The organism is Mycobacterium sp. 852002-51961_SCH5331710, assembly GCF_001665535.1.
GTDB lineage: Bacteria > Actinomycetota > Actinomycetes > Mycobacteriales > Mycobacteriaceae > Mycobacterium.
Genome location: NZ_LZSQ01000123.1, coordinates 136,193 through 153,306, shown reverse-complemented (window position 1 = coordinate 153,306; position 17,114 = coordinate 136,193). Strand labels below are relative to the sequence as shown.

Annotated in this window: 17 protein-coding genes; 6 read left to right on the top strand and 11 right to left on the bottom strand. The window is 66.8% G+C overall.

Features of this window, described 5'->3' with window-relative positions; translation table 11 throughout:
- Window positions 1–110 precede the first annotated feature (110 nt).
- From mftD to mftA, 4 genes are read right to left on the bottom strand one after another with little or no spacing between them, the layout of a single operon-like run.
- Window positions 111–1,301, bottom strand: a complete 1,191-nt coding sequence (mftD, locus tag A5752_RS23680) for a pre-mycofactocin synthase MftD (RefSeq protein ID WP_067090974.1) — start codon at window positions 1,299–1,301, stop codon at window positions 111–113.
- Window positions 1,302–1,303: 2 nt separating this feature from the next.
- The gene (mftC, locus tag A5752_RS23675) at window positions 1,304–2,479 is read right to left on the bottom strand and encodes a mycofactocin radical SAM maturase (RefSeq protein ID WP_067090972.1); all 1,176 of its coding nucleotides are present in this window, start codon (window positions 2,477–2,479) and stop codon (window positions 1,304–1,306) included.
- Window positions 2,476–2,793: a mycofactocin biosynthesis chaperone MftB gene (gene mftB / locus A5752_RS23670; RefSeq protein ID WP_067090970.1), complete on the bottom strand. Its 318-nt coding sequence runs from the start codon at window positions 2,791–2,793 to the stop codon at window positions 2,476–2,478. The genes mftC and mftB overlap by 4 nt, the downstream gene beginning before the upstream one ends.
- A complete protein-coding gene (gene mftA, locus A5752_RS23665) occupies window positions 2,778–2,870 on the bottom strand; it encodes a mycofactocin precursor MftA (protein ID WP_067090967.1) in 93 nt (30 codons plus the stop codon). The genes mftB and mftA overlap by 16 nt, the downstream gene beginning before the upstream one ends.
- A gap of 95 nt (window positions 2,871–2,965) precedes the next feature.
- Between mftA and mftR the strand changes: the two genes are divergently transcribed.
- From mftR to A5752_RS23645, 4 genes are read left to right on the top strand one after another with little or no spacing between them, the layout of a single operon-like run.
- Window positions 2,966–3,565: a mycofactocin system transcriptional regulator MftR gene (gene mftR / locus A5752_RS23660; RefSeq protein ID WP_067090964.1), complete on the top strand. Its 600-nt coding sequence runs from the start codon at window positions 2,966–2,968 to the stop codon at window positions 3,563–3,565.
- A gap of 59 nt (window positions 3,566–3,624) precedes the next feature.
- The gene (locus A5752_RS23655; protein ID WP_067090962.1) at window positions 3,625–5,280 is read left to right on the top strand and encodes an NAD-dependent malic enzyme; all 1,656 of its coding nucleotides are present in this window, start codon (window positions 3,625–3,627) and stop codon (window positions 5,278–5,280) included.
- A gap of 53 nt (window positions 5,281–5,333) precedes the next feature.
- The gene (locus A5752_RS23650; protein WP_067090960.1) at window positions 5,334–5,858 is read left to right on the top strand and encodes an RNA polymerase sigma factor; all 525 of its coding nucleotides are present in this window, start codon (window positions 5,334–5,336) and stop codon (window positions 5,856–5,858) included.
- On the top strand, window positions 5,855–7,141 hold the full coding sequence (locus A5752_RS23645; RefSeq protein WP_067090958.1) for a VOC family protein: 1,287 nt from the start codon (window positions 5,855–5,857) through the stop codon (window positions 7,139–7,141). The genes A5752_RS23650 and A5752_RS23645 overlap by 4 nt, the downstream gene beginning before the upstream one ends.
- Here A5752_RS23645 and A5752_RS23640 read toward each other — a convergent pair whose 3' ends face one another.
- Complete coding sequence (locus tag A5752_RS23640; RefSeq protein ID WP_067090956.1) at window positions 7,142–8,317, bottom strand: NAD(P)/FAD-dependent oxidoreductase; 1,176 nt, start codon at window positions 8,315–8,317, stop codon at window positions 7,142–7,144.
- A 57-nt stretch (window positions 8,318–8,374) separates the two neighbouring features.
- Complete coding sequence (locus A5752_RS23635; RefSeq protein ID WP_067090953.1) at window positions 8,375–8,821, bottom strand: Rv2324 family transcriptional regulator; 447 nt, start codon at window positions 8,819–8,821, stop codon at window positions 8,375–8,377.
- A 114-nt stretch (window positions 8,822–8,935) separates the two neighbouring features.
- Here A5752_RS23635 and ddaH point away from each other — a divergent pair, with 114 nt between their 5' ends.
- Both ddaH and rocD read left to right on the top strand, forming a co-directional pair.
- On the top strand, window positions 8,936–9,787 hold the full coding sequence (gene ddaH, locus A5752_RS23630) for a dimethylargininase (protein WP_067090950.1): 852 nt from the start codon (window positions 8,936–8,938) through the stop codon (window positions 9,785–9,787).
- The gene (gene rocD, locus A5752_RS23625; RefSeq protein WP_067090946.1) at window positions 9,760–10,989 is read left to right on the top strand and encodes an ornithine--oxo-acid transaminase; all 1,230 of its coding nucleotides are present in this window, start codon (window positions 9,760–9,762) and stop codon (window positions 10,987–10,989) included. Before ddaH ends, rocD begins: the two co-directional genes overlap by 28 nt.
- A 74-nt stretch (window positions 10,990–11,063) precedes the next feature.
- On the opposite strand, the gene A5752_RS23620 is transcribed toward rocD, so the two are convergent.
- From A5752_RS23620 to A5752_RS23600, 5 genes are all read right to left on the bottom strand, one after another.
- Window positions 11,064–11,915: a mycofactocin-coupled SDR family oxidoreductase gene (locus A5752_RS23620; protein WP_197500711.1), complete on the bottom strand. Its 852-nt coding sequence runs from the start codon at window positions 11,913–11,915 to the stop codon at window positions 11,064–11,066.
- 66 nt (window positions 11,916–11,981) lie between these two features.
- The gene (locus A5752_RS23615; RefSeq protein ID WP_067090944.1) at window positions 11,982–13,226 is read right to left on the bottom strand and encodes an arginine deiminase; all 1,245 of its coding nucleotides are present in this window, start codon (window positions 13,224–13,226) and stop codon (window positions 11,982–11,984) included.
- Window positions 13,227–13,246: 20 nt separating this feature from the next.
- Window positions 13,247–14,695, bottom strand: coding sequence for a basic amino acid/polyamine antiporter (locus tag A5752_RS23610; RefSeq protein ID WP_067090942.1), 1,449 nt, complete (start codon window positions 14,693–14,695; stop codon window positions 13,247–13,249).
- Window positions 14,692–16,176 carry a Na+/H+ antiporter NhaC gene (gene nhaC / locus A5752_RS23605; RefSeq protein WP_067090940.1) on the bottom strand — a complete coding sequence of 495 codons (1,485 nt, stop codon included), beginning with the start codon at window positions 16,174–16,176 and terminating at the stop codon, window positions 14,692–14,694. The genes A5752_RS23610 and nhaC overlap by 4 nt, the downstream gene beginning before the upstream one ends.
- Before the next feature lie 74 nt (window positions 16,177–16,250).
- On the bottom strand, window positions 16,251–17,090 hold the full coding sequence (locus A5752_RS23600) for an SHOCT domain-containing protein (RefSeq protein WP_067090939.1): 840 nt from the start codon (window positions 17,088–17,090) through the stop codon (window positions 16,251–16,253).
- Between the last annotated feature and the right edge of the window lie 24 nt (window positions 17,091–17,114).

Genomic DNA, 17,114 nt, shown 5'->3' with positions numbered 1-17,114 from the left:
GCAAGCACAGCAATTGATTCACCGATTTCTCCGCCAGCGGCGCCGGTGTCGTCCCCCCTGCCCCCTGCGCCCCGCCTGTACCAGCACGTTCCCGGACGCAGGGTCGGCCGTCAGGAGGTCGAGCCTCCGGGCACGCCCAGTGCGCGGATGAACCCGGGCGGGACCAGCACGTCGTCGGGCACAAGATCATGTACGGATGCTCGTGCCAGACCCATCAATGCAGAATCGATGCCTCCGCGCAGCACGTCGAGCACGTTCTCGACGCCGGCCTGCCCGTTGGCCGCGAGGCCCCACAGGTAAGCCCGGCCGATCATCACCGCGCGGGCGCCGAGCGCGACGGCCTTGACCACGTCGCTACCCCGGCGGATGCCGCCGTCGAGCACCACCTCGATGTCGTCGCCGACCGCCTCGACGATCGGGCGCAGCGCGCGGATCGACGCGGGCGTTCCGTCCAGGTTGTTGCCGCCGTGATTGGACACCGAAATCGCCGAAACACCAGCGTCCACAGCACGTTTCGCGTCGTCGACGCGCATCACACCCTTGAGCATGAACGGACCACCCCACAGCTCGCGCAGCCAGGCGATGTCCTCCCAGGTCGGCGGAGGAGTGCCCATCCACTCGCCGTAGGCGGCGAAGAAAGGCGGACCGTCCTCGCCGCGCGCCGCCTGGTTGGGCACCCGCAGGTTCGGCGGCCGCAGGGTCTTACCCCACTGCCACATCCAGCTCGGCCGCGTCAGACCAGTGGGGAGCATGCGCAAGGTGGTACGCAGGTCCATCTGCTCGGGGATCTTCGGGCTGCCCCAGTCGCGGCCGTGGGAGAAGCTCCAGTCCGTGGTGACGATCAGGCCGACCGCACCCGCTTGGCGGGCCCGCTCGACGCGGGCCGCGATCGCTTCCCGGCCGCCCAGCCAGTACACCTGGAAGAACAGTTTCGGGTTGGCCGCGATCACCTCTTCGATCGGCTTGCTCGCAAACGACGACAGGCCCATGGCCGTACCGCGCGCGGCGGCCGCACGCGCGACCGCGACCTCACCGTCCGGGTGTACAGCCTGCACACCTGTCGGCGAGATCAGAACGGGCAGCGAAATCTCTTGTCCCATAACGGTGGTGGCGAGATCGCGCTTCTCCGTCGCTCCGACAACGTGCGGTGCGAAGCCCAACTCGGCGAACGCGTCGACGTTGTCGGAGACCGTGACGCCTTTCTCGCTCGCGGCGATGAGCGCCGAGTACACCGGCTTGGGAAGTCGACGCTTGGCCCGTTCTTGGGCGGCGGCGACGGTTTCGAACCACGTGGCGGTCATGATCAAACCGGACTTTCGTTGCAGAGGCGTTTGGGAGGCGTCGTGAGCAGCTTGAGCATCACCGGACCGGACCGCGAATGGTCGACGCTGGACTTGGGCTTGACCCGCTCACGGGCCAGGGCGGGTGCGCCGTAGCCCTCGACGCACTCGGGGTCCGGGCCGTCCATCGGCAGCCCGGTGAAGAACTTGGCGGCCATGCACCCGCCGCGGCAGCTGTCGTAGTGATCGCAGCTGCTGCACGCGCCGGCCGACTGCGGTTCACGCAACTCGCGGAAGAGCGGCGCGTTCTTCCAGACATTCTGAAAACCGCCGTCGGACAGGATGTTTCCGGCATGGAAGCGGTCGTGGATGGCGAACGGGCAGGCGTAGACATCACCGACTGGGTCGATGAGGCAGACGACCCGCCCGGCCCCGCACAGGTTCAGGCCGGCGAGCGCGCCCGGCTCACCCAACCCGGCGAGGTGGAAGAACGAGTCACCGGTGAGCACCCGCTCACCCTTGGCCACCAGCCAGTTGTAGAGCTGGACCTGCTGGTCGGCAGTGGGGTGCAGGTCATCCCACACATCGGCGCCGCGACCCGACGGCCGTAGCCGGGTGATACGTAGCGTCGCGCCGTATTGGTCTGCCAGGGCGGCGAATTCGTCGAGCTGGTCGACATTGTGGCGGGTGACCACCACCGAGATCTTGGCATCCTTGAAGCCCGCGTCGGCGAGGTTCTGCAGCGCCCGGGTGGCCATCGCGAACGAGCCTGCGCCGCGCACGGCGTCGTTGATCTCCGCGGTCGCACCGTCGAGCGAGATCTGCACGTCGACGTAGTCGCTGGCCGCCAGCCGCGCCGCGACCTCCGGCGTGATGCGCACGCCGTTGGTGGAGAACTTCACGCCGACGTGGTGGGCGGTGGCGTAGTCGACGAGCTCCCAGAAGTCCGAGCGCACCGTCGGTTCGCCGCCGCCGATGTTGACGTAGAAGACCTGCATGCGCTCGAGCTCGTCGATAATGTCCTTGCACTGCTGCGTGGTCAGCTCACGCGGGTCGCGCTTACCCGATGACGACAGGCAGTGCACGCACGCCAGGTTGCAGGCGTACGTCAGCTCCCAGGTCAGGCAGATCGGGGCGTCGAGGCCGTGCTCGAACTGCTCAACCAGCTTCGGCACACGAACGGTTTCCGTTGATGTCATTGCGGCACCAGCATTTTCGATCGAGCAAGCACGCCTAGCGCTTGCAGGTACGGCGCCTGCTGGGTGTCGTCGATACCGGCGGCACGGCAGGCCGATCGTACGTCGGGATATTCGGACAGCGTGTTGACGACGTCGACGATCGTCCGGTTCTTCAGGAACGACAGCTTGCGTGTCCCGAAGTGGTAGAGCAGCGCCCCGAACGGCTCCGGCCGCACCGCCACCTGGTGGTGCAGCCGCCAGCCGACTTCCGGGTCGAATGCGGTGCCTTGCTCAGACTCCGCCGACGACGAGGTCACGATCAGTAGACCCCGCACATCCCGTCGATCGACACCTCTTCGACGAGCGTCTCGGTAACCAGCTCGTCGTTCTCCACCTGCTGCTTCGGTTCCATCTCGCTCCGCCTTTCAATATCACCGGTTCTCGACAACTGTGATCGAGGTCGCAATAATATGGCATCGAGTGCCTAAATGGAAAGGGGACCCCCACATGGGGCCGGACCAGCACCGGGCGGGCCGCCGGCGCTCGACGACGTGGGACCACATCAGCAATGTGGCGATCGAGCTGTTCGCCGCGCGCGGTTTCGACGACGTCAGCGTCGACGACATCGCCGAGGCCGCCGGGATCGCCCGGCGCACGCTGTTCCGCTACTACCCATCCAAGAACGCGCTGCCCTGGGGGGACTTCGACGCGCATCTGGCCCACATGCGGGATCTGCTCGCCGATCTCGACCCCGAGGTGCCGATCGGCGAGGCGCTGCGCACGGCGTTGCTGGCCTTCAACAGCTTCGACGAGGCGGAGACCGCGCGGCACCGCATGCGCATGCGCGTCATCCTCGAGACGGCCGCGCTGCAGGCCTATTCGATGACCATGTACGCCGGCTGGCGCGGCGTGGTCGCCGACTTCGTCGCCAAGCGCCTCGACGCCACCGCTGGCGACCTCGTCCCGCAGACGGTGGCGTGGACGATGCTCGGCGTGGCCCTGTCCGCCTACGAACATTGGCTGGCCGACGAGGCGGAGCCGTTGTCGACGGCGCTCGGCGCGGCGTTCGACACCGTCGCCGACGGCCTGTGGGTCCTCGATCGCTGAATCACCGCGGCGCACTCGGTCACCGCGATAGCTTTGGGGCCGTCGCGGAAAGGACACCGATGGCCGAGGATCGCTCCGATAAGACGGGTCACGACCTGTTGTTCGACTCGCTGTGGACGAAGGGCACCGCCTTCACCCACGACGAGCGTCGCGAATTCGGTTTACTGGGGCTGCTTCCCACCGCCGAGAAGACTCTCGAGCAGCAGACCGAACATTCGTGGCGAGAGTTCAGCAGGCGTCGAGAGCCGCTGGACAAGCACATCTACCTACGAAACCTGCAGGACCGCAACGAGACGTTGTTCTATCGGCTGCTGCGCGACCACATCGCCGAAACCATGCCGACCGTCTATACGCCGACCGTCGGCGAGGCGTGCCAACGCTTCAGCGAGATCTACCAACGTCCGCGGGGGTTGTTCGTCTCCTATCCCGACCGCGAATACCTGCGCGAGGTGCTGCGCAACCGTCCGCGCCGAGAGGTCGACGTCATCGTCGTCACCGACGGACAGCGCATCCTGGGGCTCGGCGACCAAGGCATCGGTGGCATGGGCATCCCGATCGGCAAGCTTTCGCTGTACACGCTCATCGGCGGCATCGACCCGGCCCGCACGCTGCCGATCGTGCTCGACGTGGGCACCGACAACGTCGAGCTGCTCGAGGATCCGCAGTACCTCGGCTGGCGTCACCGCCGGATAAGCGACGACGAATACTATTCATTCATAGACGAATTCGTCGCCACCGTGCGCGAGGAGCTGCCGGATGTGCTTCTGCAGTGGGAGGATTTCGCCACCGCGCATGCACTGCCGATCCTGCAGCGCTACCGCGATCAGCTGCTGACATTCAACGACGACATCCAGGGCACCGCCGCGGTGACGCTGGGGGCGCTGCACGGCGCGGCCAAGGTGGCGGGGCGTCCGCTGTCGGAGCAGCAGGTGGTGATGCTGGGCGCCGGCTCGGCGGGCATCGGGGTTCTCGGGATGGTGCACCGTCAGATGGTCACCGAGGGCCTGTCCGCGCAACAGGCGCACGAGCGGATCTGGGTCGTCGACGTCAACGGCCTGCTCACCGACGACCGCACGGATCTGTCGGCAGATCAGCGCATGTTCGCGCAACCGGCCGACCGGGTCGCGAGCTGGGGATTGTCCGGACCCGCCCAACTGGCCGACGTCATCTCTCACGTCGACGCCGGTGTACTCCTCGGATTGTCCACCGCCACAGGCGCGTTCACCGAGCACATCGTGCGCGAAATGGCCGCAAAGGTCGACCATCCGATCATCTTCCCGTTGTCGAACCCGACCAGCCGCGCGGAGGCCCACCCGGCCGAGCTCGACGCCTGGACCGACGGGCGCGCATTGGTGGCGACGGGTTCCCCGTTCGCGCCGTTGCAGCGCGACGGCGTCGAGCGGCCGATCGCGCAATGCAACAACGCATACATCTTCCCCGCGATGGGGCTGGCCGTCACCGCCGCGCAAGCGACCCGGGTGACCGACGAGATGATGCGCGCCGCGGCGGCCGCGCTCGGCGAGTCCTCCCCCGCCCTCGGCGATCCTTCAGCACCCCTGTTGCCCGCGTGGTCGGACGTCCCGCACGTGGCGGTGCGGATCGCCCAGGCCGTGGCCGAACAAGCCGTCGCCGACGGCGTCGCGCCCGCGCGCAACTCCGCGGAACTGGCGCAGCGAATCGCGGACGTCCGGTGGACGCCCGAATACCGGGACTGAAAAAGTTTCGACAAGACCCTCGGAGTTCGGCGCGCAATGGCGACGATAAGGGTGTGAGCGCCGAACCGCACGGCACCGACGCTCCACGGCAACTGCTGACGCTGTACGACGAAGCGCTACCGGTGGTGTACGGATACTTCGTCCGCCGCTGTGGTGACCGTGGAACCGCCGAAGACCTGACGTCGGAAACCTTTCTGGCGGCGATGGATGCCGCCAGGAAGACCGCTCCGCCGCCGATGACCGTGCCGTGGTTGCTCGGGGTGGCGCGCCACAAGCTGGCCGACCACTACCGGCGCCGCCACGACCGGTTCAGCACCCCGGTCGCCGACCTGCCCGAACCTGTCGAGCCGCCGGACGACTGGGATGCCGAGCTCGACCGCATCGTCGCCGAAAGCGTGCTGGCCAAGCTGCCCGAACAGCACCGCACGGTCCTGGCACTGCGCTACATGGACGACTGCTCGGTGCCCGAGTGCGCCGAACTGATCGGCCGCACGGTGCACGCCACCGAGGCGCTGCTGGTGCGGGCCCGCAGGGCATTTCGCGCTCACTACCCGGAACCGGAAGGGAGGCAGCCGTGAACAACAGCCACGATCCGCTGGACGTGCTGCGCGGCGACGAGCTTCCGGTCGCCCCCGACCCGGCGTTCGCCGCCCGGCTGCGCGCGCGGCTGGAGTCGGCGCTTTCACTACCAAATCGAAGCCAGGAGGTCGTCATGAGCGGCACGGACACCGCACTCGCCGAACTGCCCGACACCACGTCGATCACACCGGACACACCGCCGCGCTCCGCTGCGCTGCCGTACCTGGCCGTCGCCGATGCGCGCCGCGCCATCGCCTGGTACGGCGACGTGTTCGGGGCAACGGTGGTCGGCGAGCCCGTCGAGATGGACGACGGCCGCATCGGCCATGCCGAGTTGGCCGTCGGCGACGGGGTGTTATACCTCGCCGACGAGTATCCCGAGATCGGCCTGAAAGCACCGTCACCGCAATCGGTTTCGGTCAGCTTGCAGCTGAATGTCGGCGACACCGACACGACGCTGGAGCGGGCACGGCGGCACGGCGCGCAGGTACAACGGGAACCGTACGAGAACTACGGGGCCCGCAACGCGGCGATCATCGATCCGTTCGGCCACCGCTGGATGCTCACCGGGCCGGTGACGGGCACGGCCGTCCCGATTCAGCACGGCGACGTCGGCTATGTCTCGGTGTGGGTGCCCGACGCCGAGCGGGCCGCGGCGTTCTATGGTCACGTCCTCGGTTGGCACTACGACCCGTCGACCCACCAGGTGACCAACACCGACCAGCGGATCGGCATCTTCAGCGTCGACAGTCCGCAGGGCATGCTGTGCTGCTACGCGGTCACCGATCTCGACGGTGCGCGGCGCTCGATCATCGACGGTGGCGGCACGGTCGGCACCATCGGTGAGTTCGACTTCGGGACCGTGCTCGACGCCACCGACGCCGCCGGTACGGCGTTCGCGGTCTTCCGGCCGGTGCCCGGAACGGCGCGCCCGGCGCTCAACGGCACTGGGCCAGGCGAACTTTCGTACATCACCTACCAGGTGCCGGACTCCGCGGCGTTCAAGGCGTTCTACAGCAGGGTGCTGTTCTGGACGTTCGAACCCGGGCGCATCGACGACGGCTGGGGGGTGCGCGAGACGCACCCGATGTCCGGTGTCGCCGGCGGCAACTCCGAAGCGGTGACCGTGCCGATGTGGACCGTCGCCGATGTCGACGCCGCGGTGGCGCGGGTGCGCGAGGCCGGCGGCACCGTCATCGACGAGCCGTCACAGCAGCCCTACGGTAAATCCGCGCTGTGCGCCGACGACCAGGGCGTCCGGTTCTACCTCGGCGAGCACTAGTCAGCCGAGGAGGTCGGCGATGGGTGCGCGCGCCGCGATCTTGGCGCGCGCCTTCATCACCTTGCCCGGCATGCCGCCGCCCACGACTCCGGCGACCACGCCGGCACGCTCGTAGTACGCGAGGAACTTGCGCCCGTCGTCCTCGACGATGTGGACGACGTCTTCTGCCTCCGGTTCGCCCAGACACTGGATCTTGACGTCGTACTGGTCGCTCCAGAAGTACGGCACGGAGACCGCGGTCGGGGGTTCCTGCCCCAGCATCGTGGGCACCAGAACCCGGGCCTGGTCGGCGACGTTGCTCCAATGTTCAACGCGCACTTGATGTCCGAGGTTGTGCCGCCATGAGGCGACATCTCCGATGGCCCAGACGTGCGGTGCACTGGCGCGGCCGTGGTCATCGCAGACGACGCCGTTGTCGAGCTTGATGCCGCTGCCCTCGAGCCATTCGGTCGCCGGATGCGAGCCGATGCCGACGACCACCAGATCGGCGTCGAGTTCGGTGCCGTCGCCGAGGACCACCTTCTCGACGCGATCCGAACCGCGCACCTCCGCGACGCCCACGCCGCAGCGGACGTCGACACCCTCGGCGCGGTGCACCCGGGCCACCAGCTCGCCGATCTGCTCGCCGAGCACGGCCGCCAGCGGCGTCGGCTGCGGCTCCACCAGCGCCACCTCGACGCCGAGTTTGCGCAGGCTCGCCGCGACCTCACAGCCGATGAACCCGGCCCCGACGACCACGGCGCGCCGAGCCGACCCGGCCTCCTGGCGCAGGGCCACGCTCTCGTCGTAGTTCCGCAGCACGTGGATGCCCGCGAGATCGGGGAAGGACGGAATCCGCTTGGGCACCAGACCGGTAGCGATGATGAGCTCGTCGTAACCCAGCTCCGATCCGTCCGCGAGCGTGACGGTCTGCGCGGCCGTGTCGAGGGACCGTGCGCCGTTGCCGAGCCGCACGGTGATGTTGTTCTCCTCGTAGAACTCCGCGGGCTTGAGGGTGACGTCGTCGGTCTCGGCGCGCAACACCTCCTTCGACAGCGGGGGCCGGTCGTACGGCAGATGGTCCTCGTCGCTGACGATCGTGACCGTGCCGGTGTACTCCGATCGCCGCAGCTGCTCGGCGGTACGGGCGGCCGCGAGTCCGCCGCCGACGATGACGATGCCCGCTGATGTGGTCATGGGCAGTTTCTTACACGATCCCTACGGCGATTTGTCCGCCACCCCGGCCATTGGTGCTCAGCCTCGATCGCGGTCGATCACGTTCGTCAGCACCACGATGCTCTCGCTGCGCTCGACCTCGGCGGCCGAGCGGATCCGTTCCAGCGCCTCCTCCAGGTGCCGCATGTCGCGTGCGACGACGTGCAGGATCGCATCGGCCGTTCCGGTGACGGTCGCGGCGCTGATCACCTCCGGAATGTCGATCCAGGCCGCCCGCAACCGTTCTGGGGCAATGGTTCCGTGACGGAACACCTGTACGTAGGCCTCGGTGGTCCAGCCCAGGGCGGTCCGGTCGACGACCGTGGTGAAGCCGCGGATGACTCCGGTGTCGAGCATGCGGTCGACCCGGCGCTTCACTGCGGGCGCGGAGAGGTTGACCCGCTCCCCGATCTCGGCGAACGTTGCGCGCGCGTCGTCCGTGAGGGCGGCGAGGATCTGCTCGTCGGTCGCGTCGAGGCGGTTCATCCGACACCTCCGCACAATGAATCGCTGATTTGACGAACTATACGCAATCTTTCGCTGGTAGACACGCAACAATCAACGATTGATTGCGTCCAAGGGCATCCCTACCGTGGATTCATGACGGTTATCGATGTCGCCGCGGCACGCCAGCCGAACCCGCCCTCCCGGCGGCGGGCGCGCCTGCGTCACTACGTCATGACCCCGCCGACCTACTTCGCGGTCGAGTACGTGATCAACCCGTGGATGAATACCGCGACGCCCGTCGACACCGAGCTGGCCCTCGCCCAGTGGGAGACGTTGTGCCGGACGTACAAGGGGCTCGGGCACGTTGTCGACATCGTCGATCCGGTCCCGGGGCTGCCCGACATGGTCTACGCCGCCAACGGCGGCCTGATCGCGAGCGGCGTCGCGGTCGTCGCGAGGTTCGCCTACCCGCAGCGCGCGGCCGAAGCGTTCGCGTACGCAGAGTGGATGTCCCAGCACGGGTATCAACCCGTGCAGACCCGCCACATCAACGAGGGCCAGGGCGACCTGCTCACCGCCGGTTCGATCCTGTTGGCGGGCTACGGATTCCGGACCGATCGCCGAGCCCACGACGAGATCGCGCAGTTGTTGGGACTCGCCACCTACAGCTTCGAGCTGGTCGATCCGCGGTTCTACCACCTCGACACCGCGCTCGCGGTGCTCGACGACACGACGGTCGCGTACTACCCGCCGGCGTTCAGCGACACCTCGCGGGTGAGCCTGCGGACGCTGTTCCCCGACGCGATCGAGGTCGCAAGTGCCGACGCCTACGTCCTCGGCCTCAACGTGGTCTCCGACGGGTACAACGTCGTGCTACCCGCCGCGGCCACCGGCTTCGCCGCCCAGCTCCGCGAGGCAGGGTTCAACCCCGTCGGCGTCGATCTCTCCGAACTGCTCAAGGGCGGCGGATCGATCAAATGCTGCACATTGGAGGTGCATCCGTGACCACTCTGGAGGCGACGGGCGCCGCGATCGACGACCGCTGCGTGGCGCACAACTACGCGCCGCTTCCGGTTGTCGCCGCCAGCGCCGAGGGCGCGTGGATCACCGACGTGGAGGGCCGTCGCTACCTGGACTGTCTCGCGGCGTATTCGGCGGTGAACTTCGGGCACCGCAACCCCGAAATCACCGCCGTCGCGCATGCCCAGCTGGACACCGTGACGTTGGTCAGCCGAGCGTTCCACTCCGACCGTCTGGCGCCTTTCTGCGCGGCGTTGGCCGACCTGTGCGGCAAGGACATGGTGCTGCCGATGAACAGCGGCGCCGAGGCCGTCGAGAGCGGCATCAAGGTCGCCCGCAAATGGGGCACCGACGTCAAGGGCGTTCCGGCGCATGCCGCGAATATCGTGGTGGCACACAACAACTTCCACGGCCGCACCACCACGATCATCAGCTTCTCCGACGACGAGACGGCCCGCCGCGGCTTCGGCCCGTACACCCCCGGATTTCGCGTCGCGCCGTTCGGCGACGCCGATGCCTTCGCCGACGCGATCGACGAGAACACGGTCGCGGTGCTGATCGAACCGATCCAGGGCGAGGCGGGGATCATCGTTCCGCCCGACGACTTCCTGCCCCGCCTGCGCGCGTTGTGCACGCAGCGCAATGTGCTGTTGATCGCCGACGAGATCCAGTCCGGTCTGGCGCGCACCGGCACGACGTTCGCCTGCGAGCACTGGGATGTGACGCCCGACGTGTACCTGCTCGGGAAGGCCCTCGGCGGAGGCGTGATGCCGGTGTCGGCGGTGGTCGCCGACTCTGACGTCCTCGGCGTGTTGCATCCCGGAGAGCACGGCTCGACATTCGGAGGCAATCCGCTGGCCGCGGCGATCGGGGCGGCCGTGGTGGCGATTCTGCGGCGAGGCGAATTCCAGCGCCGCTCAGCCGAACTCGGCGCACATCTGCACCGGCGGCTGCGGTCGCTGATCGGTCACGGCGTCGTGGCGGTCCGCGGTAAGGGTTTGTGGGCCGGCGTCGACATCGACCCGCGCTCGGGCACCGCCAAACAAGTCAGCCTGCGCCTGGCGCAGCGCGGCGTCCTCGTCAAGGACACCCACGGTTTGGCGCTGAGGTTCGCTCCTCCGCTGGTGATCACCGAGGCCGAAATCGACTGGGCCATCGACCAGTTCGCCGCCGTGCTGGTCCCCTGAGTCCGGCGAGCAGACGCAAAACTGCCGGAAATCGGCGGAAATTGGGCAGTTTTGTGTCTGTTCGCGAGGAAAAGTCAGTGCTTCATGGCGCCGCGGTCGACCGCGATCTGGCTGCCGGAGAGCGTCTTCGAACCGTCACCGGCGAGCCACGCGACGACGTCGGCCACCTCTTCGGGCTCCATGAACCCCTGAAGCCCCTTGTTCTCCTCGTCGAGCGGCTGGTACGGCATCGGAGCGAAACTGTGCAGATAGCTCGGATACTTGGCAAAGATCGCCATCATCGCGTCCTTCTCGACCATCGGCGTCTCGATCGAGTACGGGTGAATCGAGTTCACCCGGATCCCGAACTCGCCGGCCTCGATGGCCAGCGCGTTGGTCAGCGCGGTCAGTCCGTGCTTGGATGCCGCGTAGTGCGCGTTGCCCGGCGTGGCCTTCAACCCGGCCGAGGAACTGACGATGATGACCGATCCACCGTTGCCCGCGGCGATCATCGCCGGCAGGGCGGCGCGGATGGTGCGCCACGTCCCGTTGAGGTTGACGTCGATGACGGTGTCCCACTGCTCTTCCGACATCTCCCAGATGCGGCCCCAGCTGAGCACGCCGGCGTTTGCCACCAGGATGTCGAGCCTGCCGAACTGCTCGACGCCGTCGGCCACCACCTGCTGCAGCGCGGCCAGGTCGCGAATGTCGACTTCGCGGGCGAGCACCTTGCGGCCGGTCGCCTCGACCGCGCGCACCGTCTCGGCCAGATCCTCCGACGTCGGCATCGGGTAGGTGATCGTCTCCGATATCGGGGCGCAGACGTCGATCGCGATGATGTCGGCGCCCTCACCGGCCAGCCGCACCGCGTGCGCCCGCCCCTGCCCGCGCGCGGCTCCGGTGATGAATGCCACTCGGCCTTCCAGGGGTCGGTTGATCGCCGTCACCGCTGCTCCTTCCGGGATCCTCCGGACAGGCTAACAGCCAAACTGGAACGTGTTCTAGCGGCTGATTCACTCAATGGGATCGCGGATGATCGGACAGGTCATACAGTGCCCGCCGCCGCGGCCACGGCCCAGTTCGGCACCGACGATGGTGATGACCTCGATGCCGGCACGGCGCAGCAGTGCGTTGGTGTGGGTGTTGCGGTCGTAGGCGAACACGACGCCGGGTTCGATGGCGACCAGGTTGTTGCCGCTGTCCCACTGCTGACGCTCCGAGTCGTAGGCCGTTCCGCCCGTCTCCACGACCCGCAGTTCGCTCAACCCGAGGGCCGATGCCACGACCTCGACAAAAGGCTTGTGCGCCTCGACCACCTCGACGCCCGGGGCGGCATCGCTGGGGTAGAGCGTGAATGTCTCCATGGCGTCCACGATTTCGGGATAGATGGTCACCACGTCCCGGTCGGCGAACGTGAAGATGGTGTCCAGATGCATGGCCGACCGCAACTTGGGCATACCGGCGACGATCACCTGCGTGGCCGCGCCCTCGCCGAACAGCGTCGCAGCCACCTGCGTGATGGCCTGCCGCGACGTCCGTTCGCTCATGCCGATGATGACGACGCCGTGTCCGGGCACCAGCACGTCGCCCCCTTCGAAACTGGCCAGGCCCCAGGGCTGCTCTGGATCGCCCCACCACACCCGCGAGCCGACGAAGTCGGGATGGAACTCATAGATCGCCTTCATCAACAGCGTCTCGTCGTGGCGTGCCGGCCAGAACAGCGGGTTGAGGGTCAGACCGCCGTAGATCCAGCAGGTGGTGTCGCGCGTGTACAGCGTGTTGGGTAGCGGCGGCATCAGATACTCGGTGATCCCGGCGTTTTCGCGTGCCAGGGACCGGTAGCCGGAGTGCAGTTCTCTCGGCAGGTCGCGGATCGACATACCGCCGATCAGCAACTCCGCGAGCCGTTGGGGCATCAGCTCGTCGAGGAAGCCGCGTGTGTCGTCGACCAGGCCGAGCCCCACCTCGTTGGCCACGATCTTGCGGTCCAGCAGCCACGCCTTGGCTTCCGGGATGGCCATCGTCTCGGCGAGCAACTCGTGCAGTTCGACCACCTCGACGTCGCGCTCGCGCATCTTGTCGACGAAGTCGAAGTGGTCGCGGCGGGCGTTCTGCACCCACAGCACGTCGTCGAACAACAGCGCGTCGCAGTTGGTCGGGGTCAGGCGCTCGTGGGCGAGGCCGGGCGAGCAGACCAGCACCTTGCGCAGCTTGCCCACCTCGGAGTGGACGCCGTAATCAGCAGATCGGTTGGACACTTCGATTCCTCTCGTGTGCACTAGATTTCGATCGCGCCGGTTGACAGCGACACCACGGCGATGATCGCGCCGAGCACGACCACGCCGAACAGGACGGCCTCAGCGGGACGGAAGACGCGCAGGCCACGTTCCCTGCGGGCCTTGAAGTAGAGCGCGGCCGCCGGGGCATACAGGATGCAGGACAGCAGCAGCTTGTCCATGCCCGCGGCGTAGATCAGAAACAGGGTGTACACGGTCGCGATGGCGGCGATGCTCATATCGCCGACGAGTGACCTGCCGTCCTCGTATGTTTCGCGCGTGGTGGTGAGTTTCAATGCGTACGCCGCCGCCAGCAGATACGGGATCAGCGACAGCGCGGCGGTGAGGTCCAGCATGAAATCGAGTGCGTCTGCGGCGAACAGCAGCGCGATCAGCAGCAGGGTGATCAGTGCCGCGGCCATGATCAGCGCGGCGACTGGGGCATCGTGGCTGTTGGTCCGGGCCAGGAATCGCGGCATGTCATCCGATTTGGCGGGAATGAACAGCACCTCCGCGGCCATCAACGTCCATGCGAGATAGGCCCCCAGCACCGAGACGATCACACCGACCTTGATGAAGACCGAACCCCAGGGGCCGACGATGGATTCCAGTACCGCCGCCATGGACGGTTGGCCGACGTTCGCCAACTCGTCCTGCGGCAGCACGCCGTACGACACCAGAGTCACCATCGCGAACACGCTGAGAACGCCGAGGAAGCCGAACACCGTTGCCCGCCCGACGTCTTCGCGCCTGCGCGCCATGCGCGAGTACACCGCGGCGCCCTCGATGCCCAGGAACACAAAGACGGTGATCAGCATCGTGCCCGTGGCCTGATCCCAGATCGCGGAGAAGGAGTATCCCCCGGCGTCGCCCCAGAAGTTGTCCGCGAATACGCCGGCCTCGAACGCGACGATCGCGATCACGATGAACACCAGGATCGGAAGCACCTTCGCGACGGTGACGATGTAGTTGATCACCGCGGCGTCCTTGACACCCCGCATGACGAGCGCGGCGAAGAGCCACACCCCGACGGTCGACACCACCACCGCGAGCACGGTGTCCCCCGCGCCGAACGCCGGAACCACCGCGCTGAGCGTCGTCGTGATCAACACCCAGTACGACACGTTGCCCGCGCAGGCCGACGCCCAATAGCCGATGGCCGAGTTGAACCCGACGTAATCACCGAAACCGGCCTTGGCGTAGGTGAAGATGCCCGCATTGAGTTCCGGCTTGCGGACAGCCAGCCTTTGAAACACGAAGGCCAGCATCAGCATTCCGGAGCCCGCGATGGTCCAGGCGATAATCGCGCCGAGCACGCCGGTCTCGGTGCCGAAGCGCCGCGGCAGCAGGAAGACACCCGAGCCGATCATCGACCCGACCACCATCGCGGTCAGGGTCGGCAGGCTGACTTTCTGTTCGGCCTGTTCGGTGCGGGTCTCGGCTGAGGTCATGTCGCTTCCGCTTCCTCGGTGGATGACGCCTTGACGATCTTGAAGCCGGTGTAGCCGTACACCACGCTGAGCAGGGGGCTGGCGATGTTGAAGACCGCGAACGGCAGGTACGCCAATGTCGACACGCCGAGCACCGCGCTCATGAACGCGCCGCACGAATTCCACGGCACGAGCGCCGATGTCACGGTCCCGCTGTCCGCTGCCAGCCGCGACAGGTTCTGCGGCGCAAGCCCGCGTTTCTCGAACTCGAGGCGGAAGACACGGCTGGGCAGCACGAGCGCGATGTACTGATCGCCGGCGACGATGTTGAGCCCGATACCGGTTGCGAACACCGAAAAATAGAGTTGGCCTGTTGATTTCGCGGCGGCGATCAACGGATGCACCAGCCGGTCGATCAGCCCGAACTGCTCCAATAGTGCGCCGAACGTCACCGCGCCGATGATCAGCCAGATGGTGAGCAGCATGCTGTCCATACCGCCGCGCGACAACAACCGGTCGATCTCAGCGATCCCCGAGTTTATGGTGAAGCCGTTGGCCATCGCGCGCCAGACCGCCTGTATCGACCCGACGATCACATTGGCGCTGCCGTGCATCTCACGCACGAATCCGTCGACCACATCGCGTTGCAGGACGACGGCCTGCGCACCGGCCCACAACGAAGCCGCCAGCAGAGCCAACGACGCGGGCGCCTTGCGGACGGACAGGAAGACGAGGATCGCCAGCGGTAGGAGGTTCAACGGCGTGATCGAGAAGATCTCGCTCAGCTTGGCGAGTTCGACCTCTTCGCCGACGGTGGCCACCGGCGGCGGGCCGGCGACACCCAGGGTTGCGAACACGATCGCCGCGATCACGAACGCCGGCACCGACGTCCACGCCTGATGGCGAATGTGCGTATAGAGGTCCACCTCGACCATTTGCGCGGTCAGGATCGTCGTCTCCGACAACGGTGAGAGCTTGTCCCCCAGGTAGGCACCGGAGATCACGGCGCCCGCGGTGATGGCCGGTGACACCCCGAGCATCGTCGCGATGCCGACCAGGCCCACGCCGACCGTTCCCGCTGTCGTCCACGAACTTCCGATCGACATCGCCACGACACCACAGATGACCGCGGTGGCAACATAAAAGTAACCCGGCGAGAGCACCTGAATTCCGTGATAGACCAACGTCGGGATGGTGCCGGACAGATTCCACGTCCCGATCAGTGCGCCGACAGCAAGCAGGATGAACAACGCGCTGGTGATCGACGACAGGGCGCCTTGACCCGCCTCTTGCACTGCGCTCCAACGATGCCCGTTCTTCAGCGCGATCAGGGCGGCGACCGCGCAGCACAACACGAGTGCCACCTGAATGGGCCCGTCGAGGGCGTCGAGTCCGAAAAGCGCTATGGAGCTACCGATCAGCACGGTCAGCGCGACCAGCGGAATGATGGCATCGGCTAGCGACGGACCTTGGATCGCCCTCTGCTCCAGCGAGTCCGTCATTGCGGCACCCCCACAGGGGCGCGACACGGCACGACGGAACGGTATCAGCCCGCGGCGGGCTGGAGGCCGAAAAGTTACAGGTCAGCGATTATTTGCTGGCGCTTCGCCGTGTATTCGTCCTCGGAGATCGAACCCATAGCGCGTAGCGTCTCGAGTTCCTGGAGACGCGCAGCGGTCGACGGTTCCGGGGGTGCGACTGAAGGTGCGGCGGTCGGTACCGCCGCAGGTGGCGGGGCGGTGCCGGCCGGTGCCTGATGTGCGGCCGCCGCTCGGCGCACGACCTGCTGAACCTGCTGACGTGCAACAGGATTCGACCTCAGGTCGATCATGTTGTTGAGCCCGATGTTGTTCGCCTTGAGGATGTGGAGGATCTCCATCAGCGGCTCCGTCTGGCCGGTCAGATCGTACGTACGGTTTTCCTCGGCGATGGTGAAGTTGGCGGGCATCATCCCGCTCACCAGACTGCTTCGCTCCCAATCGATCTGATACTCGTTGGTCATCGGATCGACCAGCGCGACCAGCTTGCGGTTGGTGATCATCGGCAGCCTCGAGATCGAGGCGATCACCCGGTCCTGGCTGGCGAACGGCGCGATGCCGGGTCCGGAGATCTGTAGGTCGAGTTTCACCAGCGGCTGTTCGTTGATCCGAGTCCCGGTTTCGTGGATTCCGGTGACCTGAGCCAGCGCCAGTACTCCGGTCTGTTCGAGAGCGGCGGTCTTGGCCGCCGACCGGGCTCCTCCGGCCGTGATCGCCAGTGCGATCAGCACATCGGCGGCGGTAATGAGCAGGCCGGCCCAGAACATCCACTTCATCATCGGATCGGCGCCCGAGGCGAAGTAGATGACCAAGAAGATCGGCCCGACGATGCCACACAGCAGCACGAAGGCTTGAACCTTGATGTAACGCCACAACATGCCAGTCACGCTCCCGTCATCACC

Coding starts and splice junctions, on each gene's coding strand:
- mftR (WP_067090964.1), top strand. CDS start 2,966: ATGGGGCCGGACCAGCACCGGGCGGGCCGCCGGCGCTCGACGACGTGG.
- mftC (WP_067090972.1), bottom strand. CDS start 2,479: ATGACATCAACGGAAACCGTTCGTGTGCCGAAGCTGGTTGAGCAGTTC.
- rocD (WP_067090946.1), top strand. CDS start 9,760: ATGCTGCACATTGGAGGTGCATCCGTGACCACTCTGGAGGCGACGGGC.
- A5752_RS23610 (WP_067090942.1), bottom strand. CDS start 14,695: ATGACCTCAGCCGAGACCCGCACCGAACAGGCCGAACAGAAAGTCAGC.
- ddaH (WP_067090950.1), top strand. CDS start 8,936: ATGACGGTTATCGATGTCGCCGCGGCACGCCAGCCGAACCCGCCCTCC.
- A5752_RS23635 (WP_067090953.1), bottom strand. CDS start 8,821: ATGAACCGCCTCGACGCGACCGACGAGCAGATCCTCGCCGCCCTCACG.
- A5752_RS23640 (WP_067090956.1), bottom strand. CDS start 8,317: ATGACCACATCAGCGGGCATCGTCATCGTCGGCGGCGGACTCGCGGCC.
- A5752_RS23655 (WP_067090962.1), top strand. CDS start 3,625: ATGGCCGAGGATCGCTCCGATAAGACGGGTCACGACCTGTTGTTCGAC.
- nhaC (WP_067090940.1), bottom strand. CDS start 16,176: ATGACGGACTCGCTGGAGCAGAGGGCGATCCAAGGTCCGTCGCTAGCC.
- A5752_RS23600 (WP_067090939.1), bottom strand. CDS start 17,090: ATGTTGTGGCGTTACATCAAGGTTCAAGCCTTCGTGCTGCTGTGTGGC.
- mftD (WP_067090974.1), bottom strand. CDS start 1,301: ATGACCGCCACGTGGTTCGAAACCGTCGCCGCCGCCCAAGAACGGGCC.
- mftA (WP_067090967.1), bottom strand. CDS start 2,870: ATGGAACCGAAGCAGCAGGTGGAGAACGACGAGCTGGTTACCGAGACG.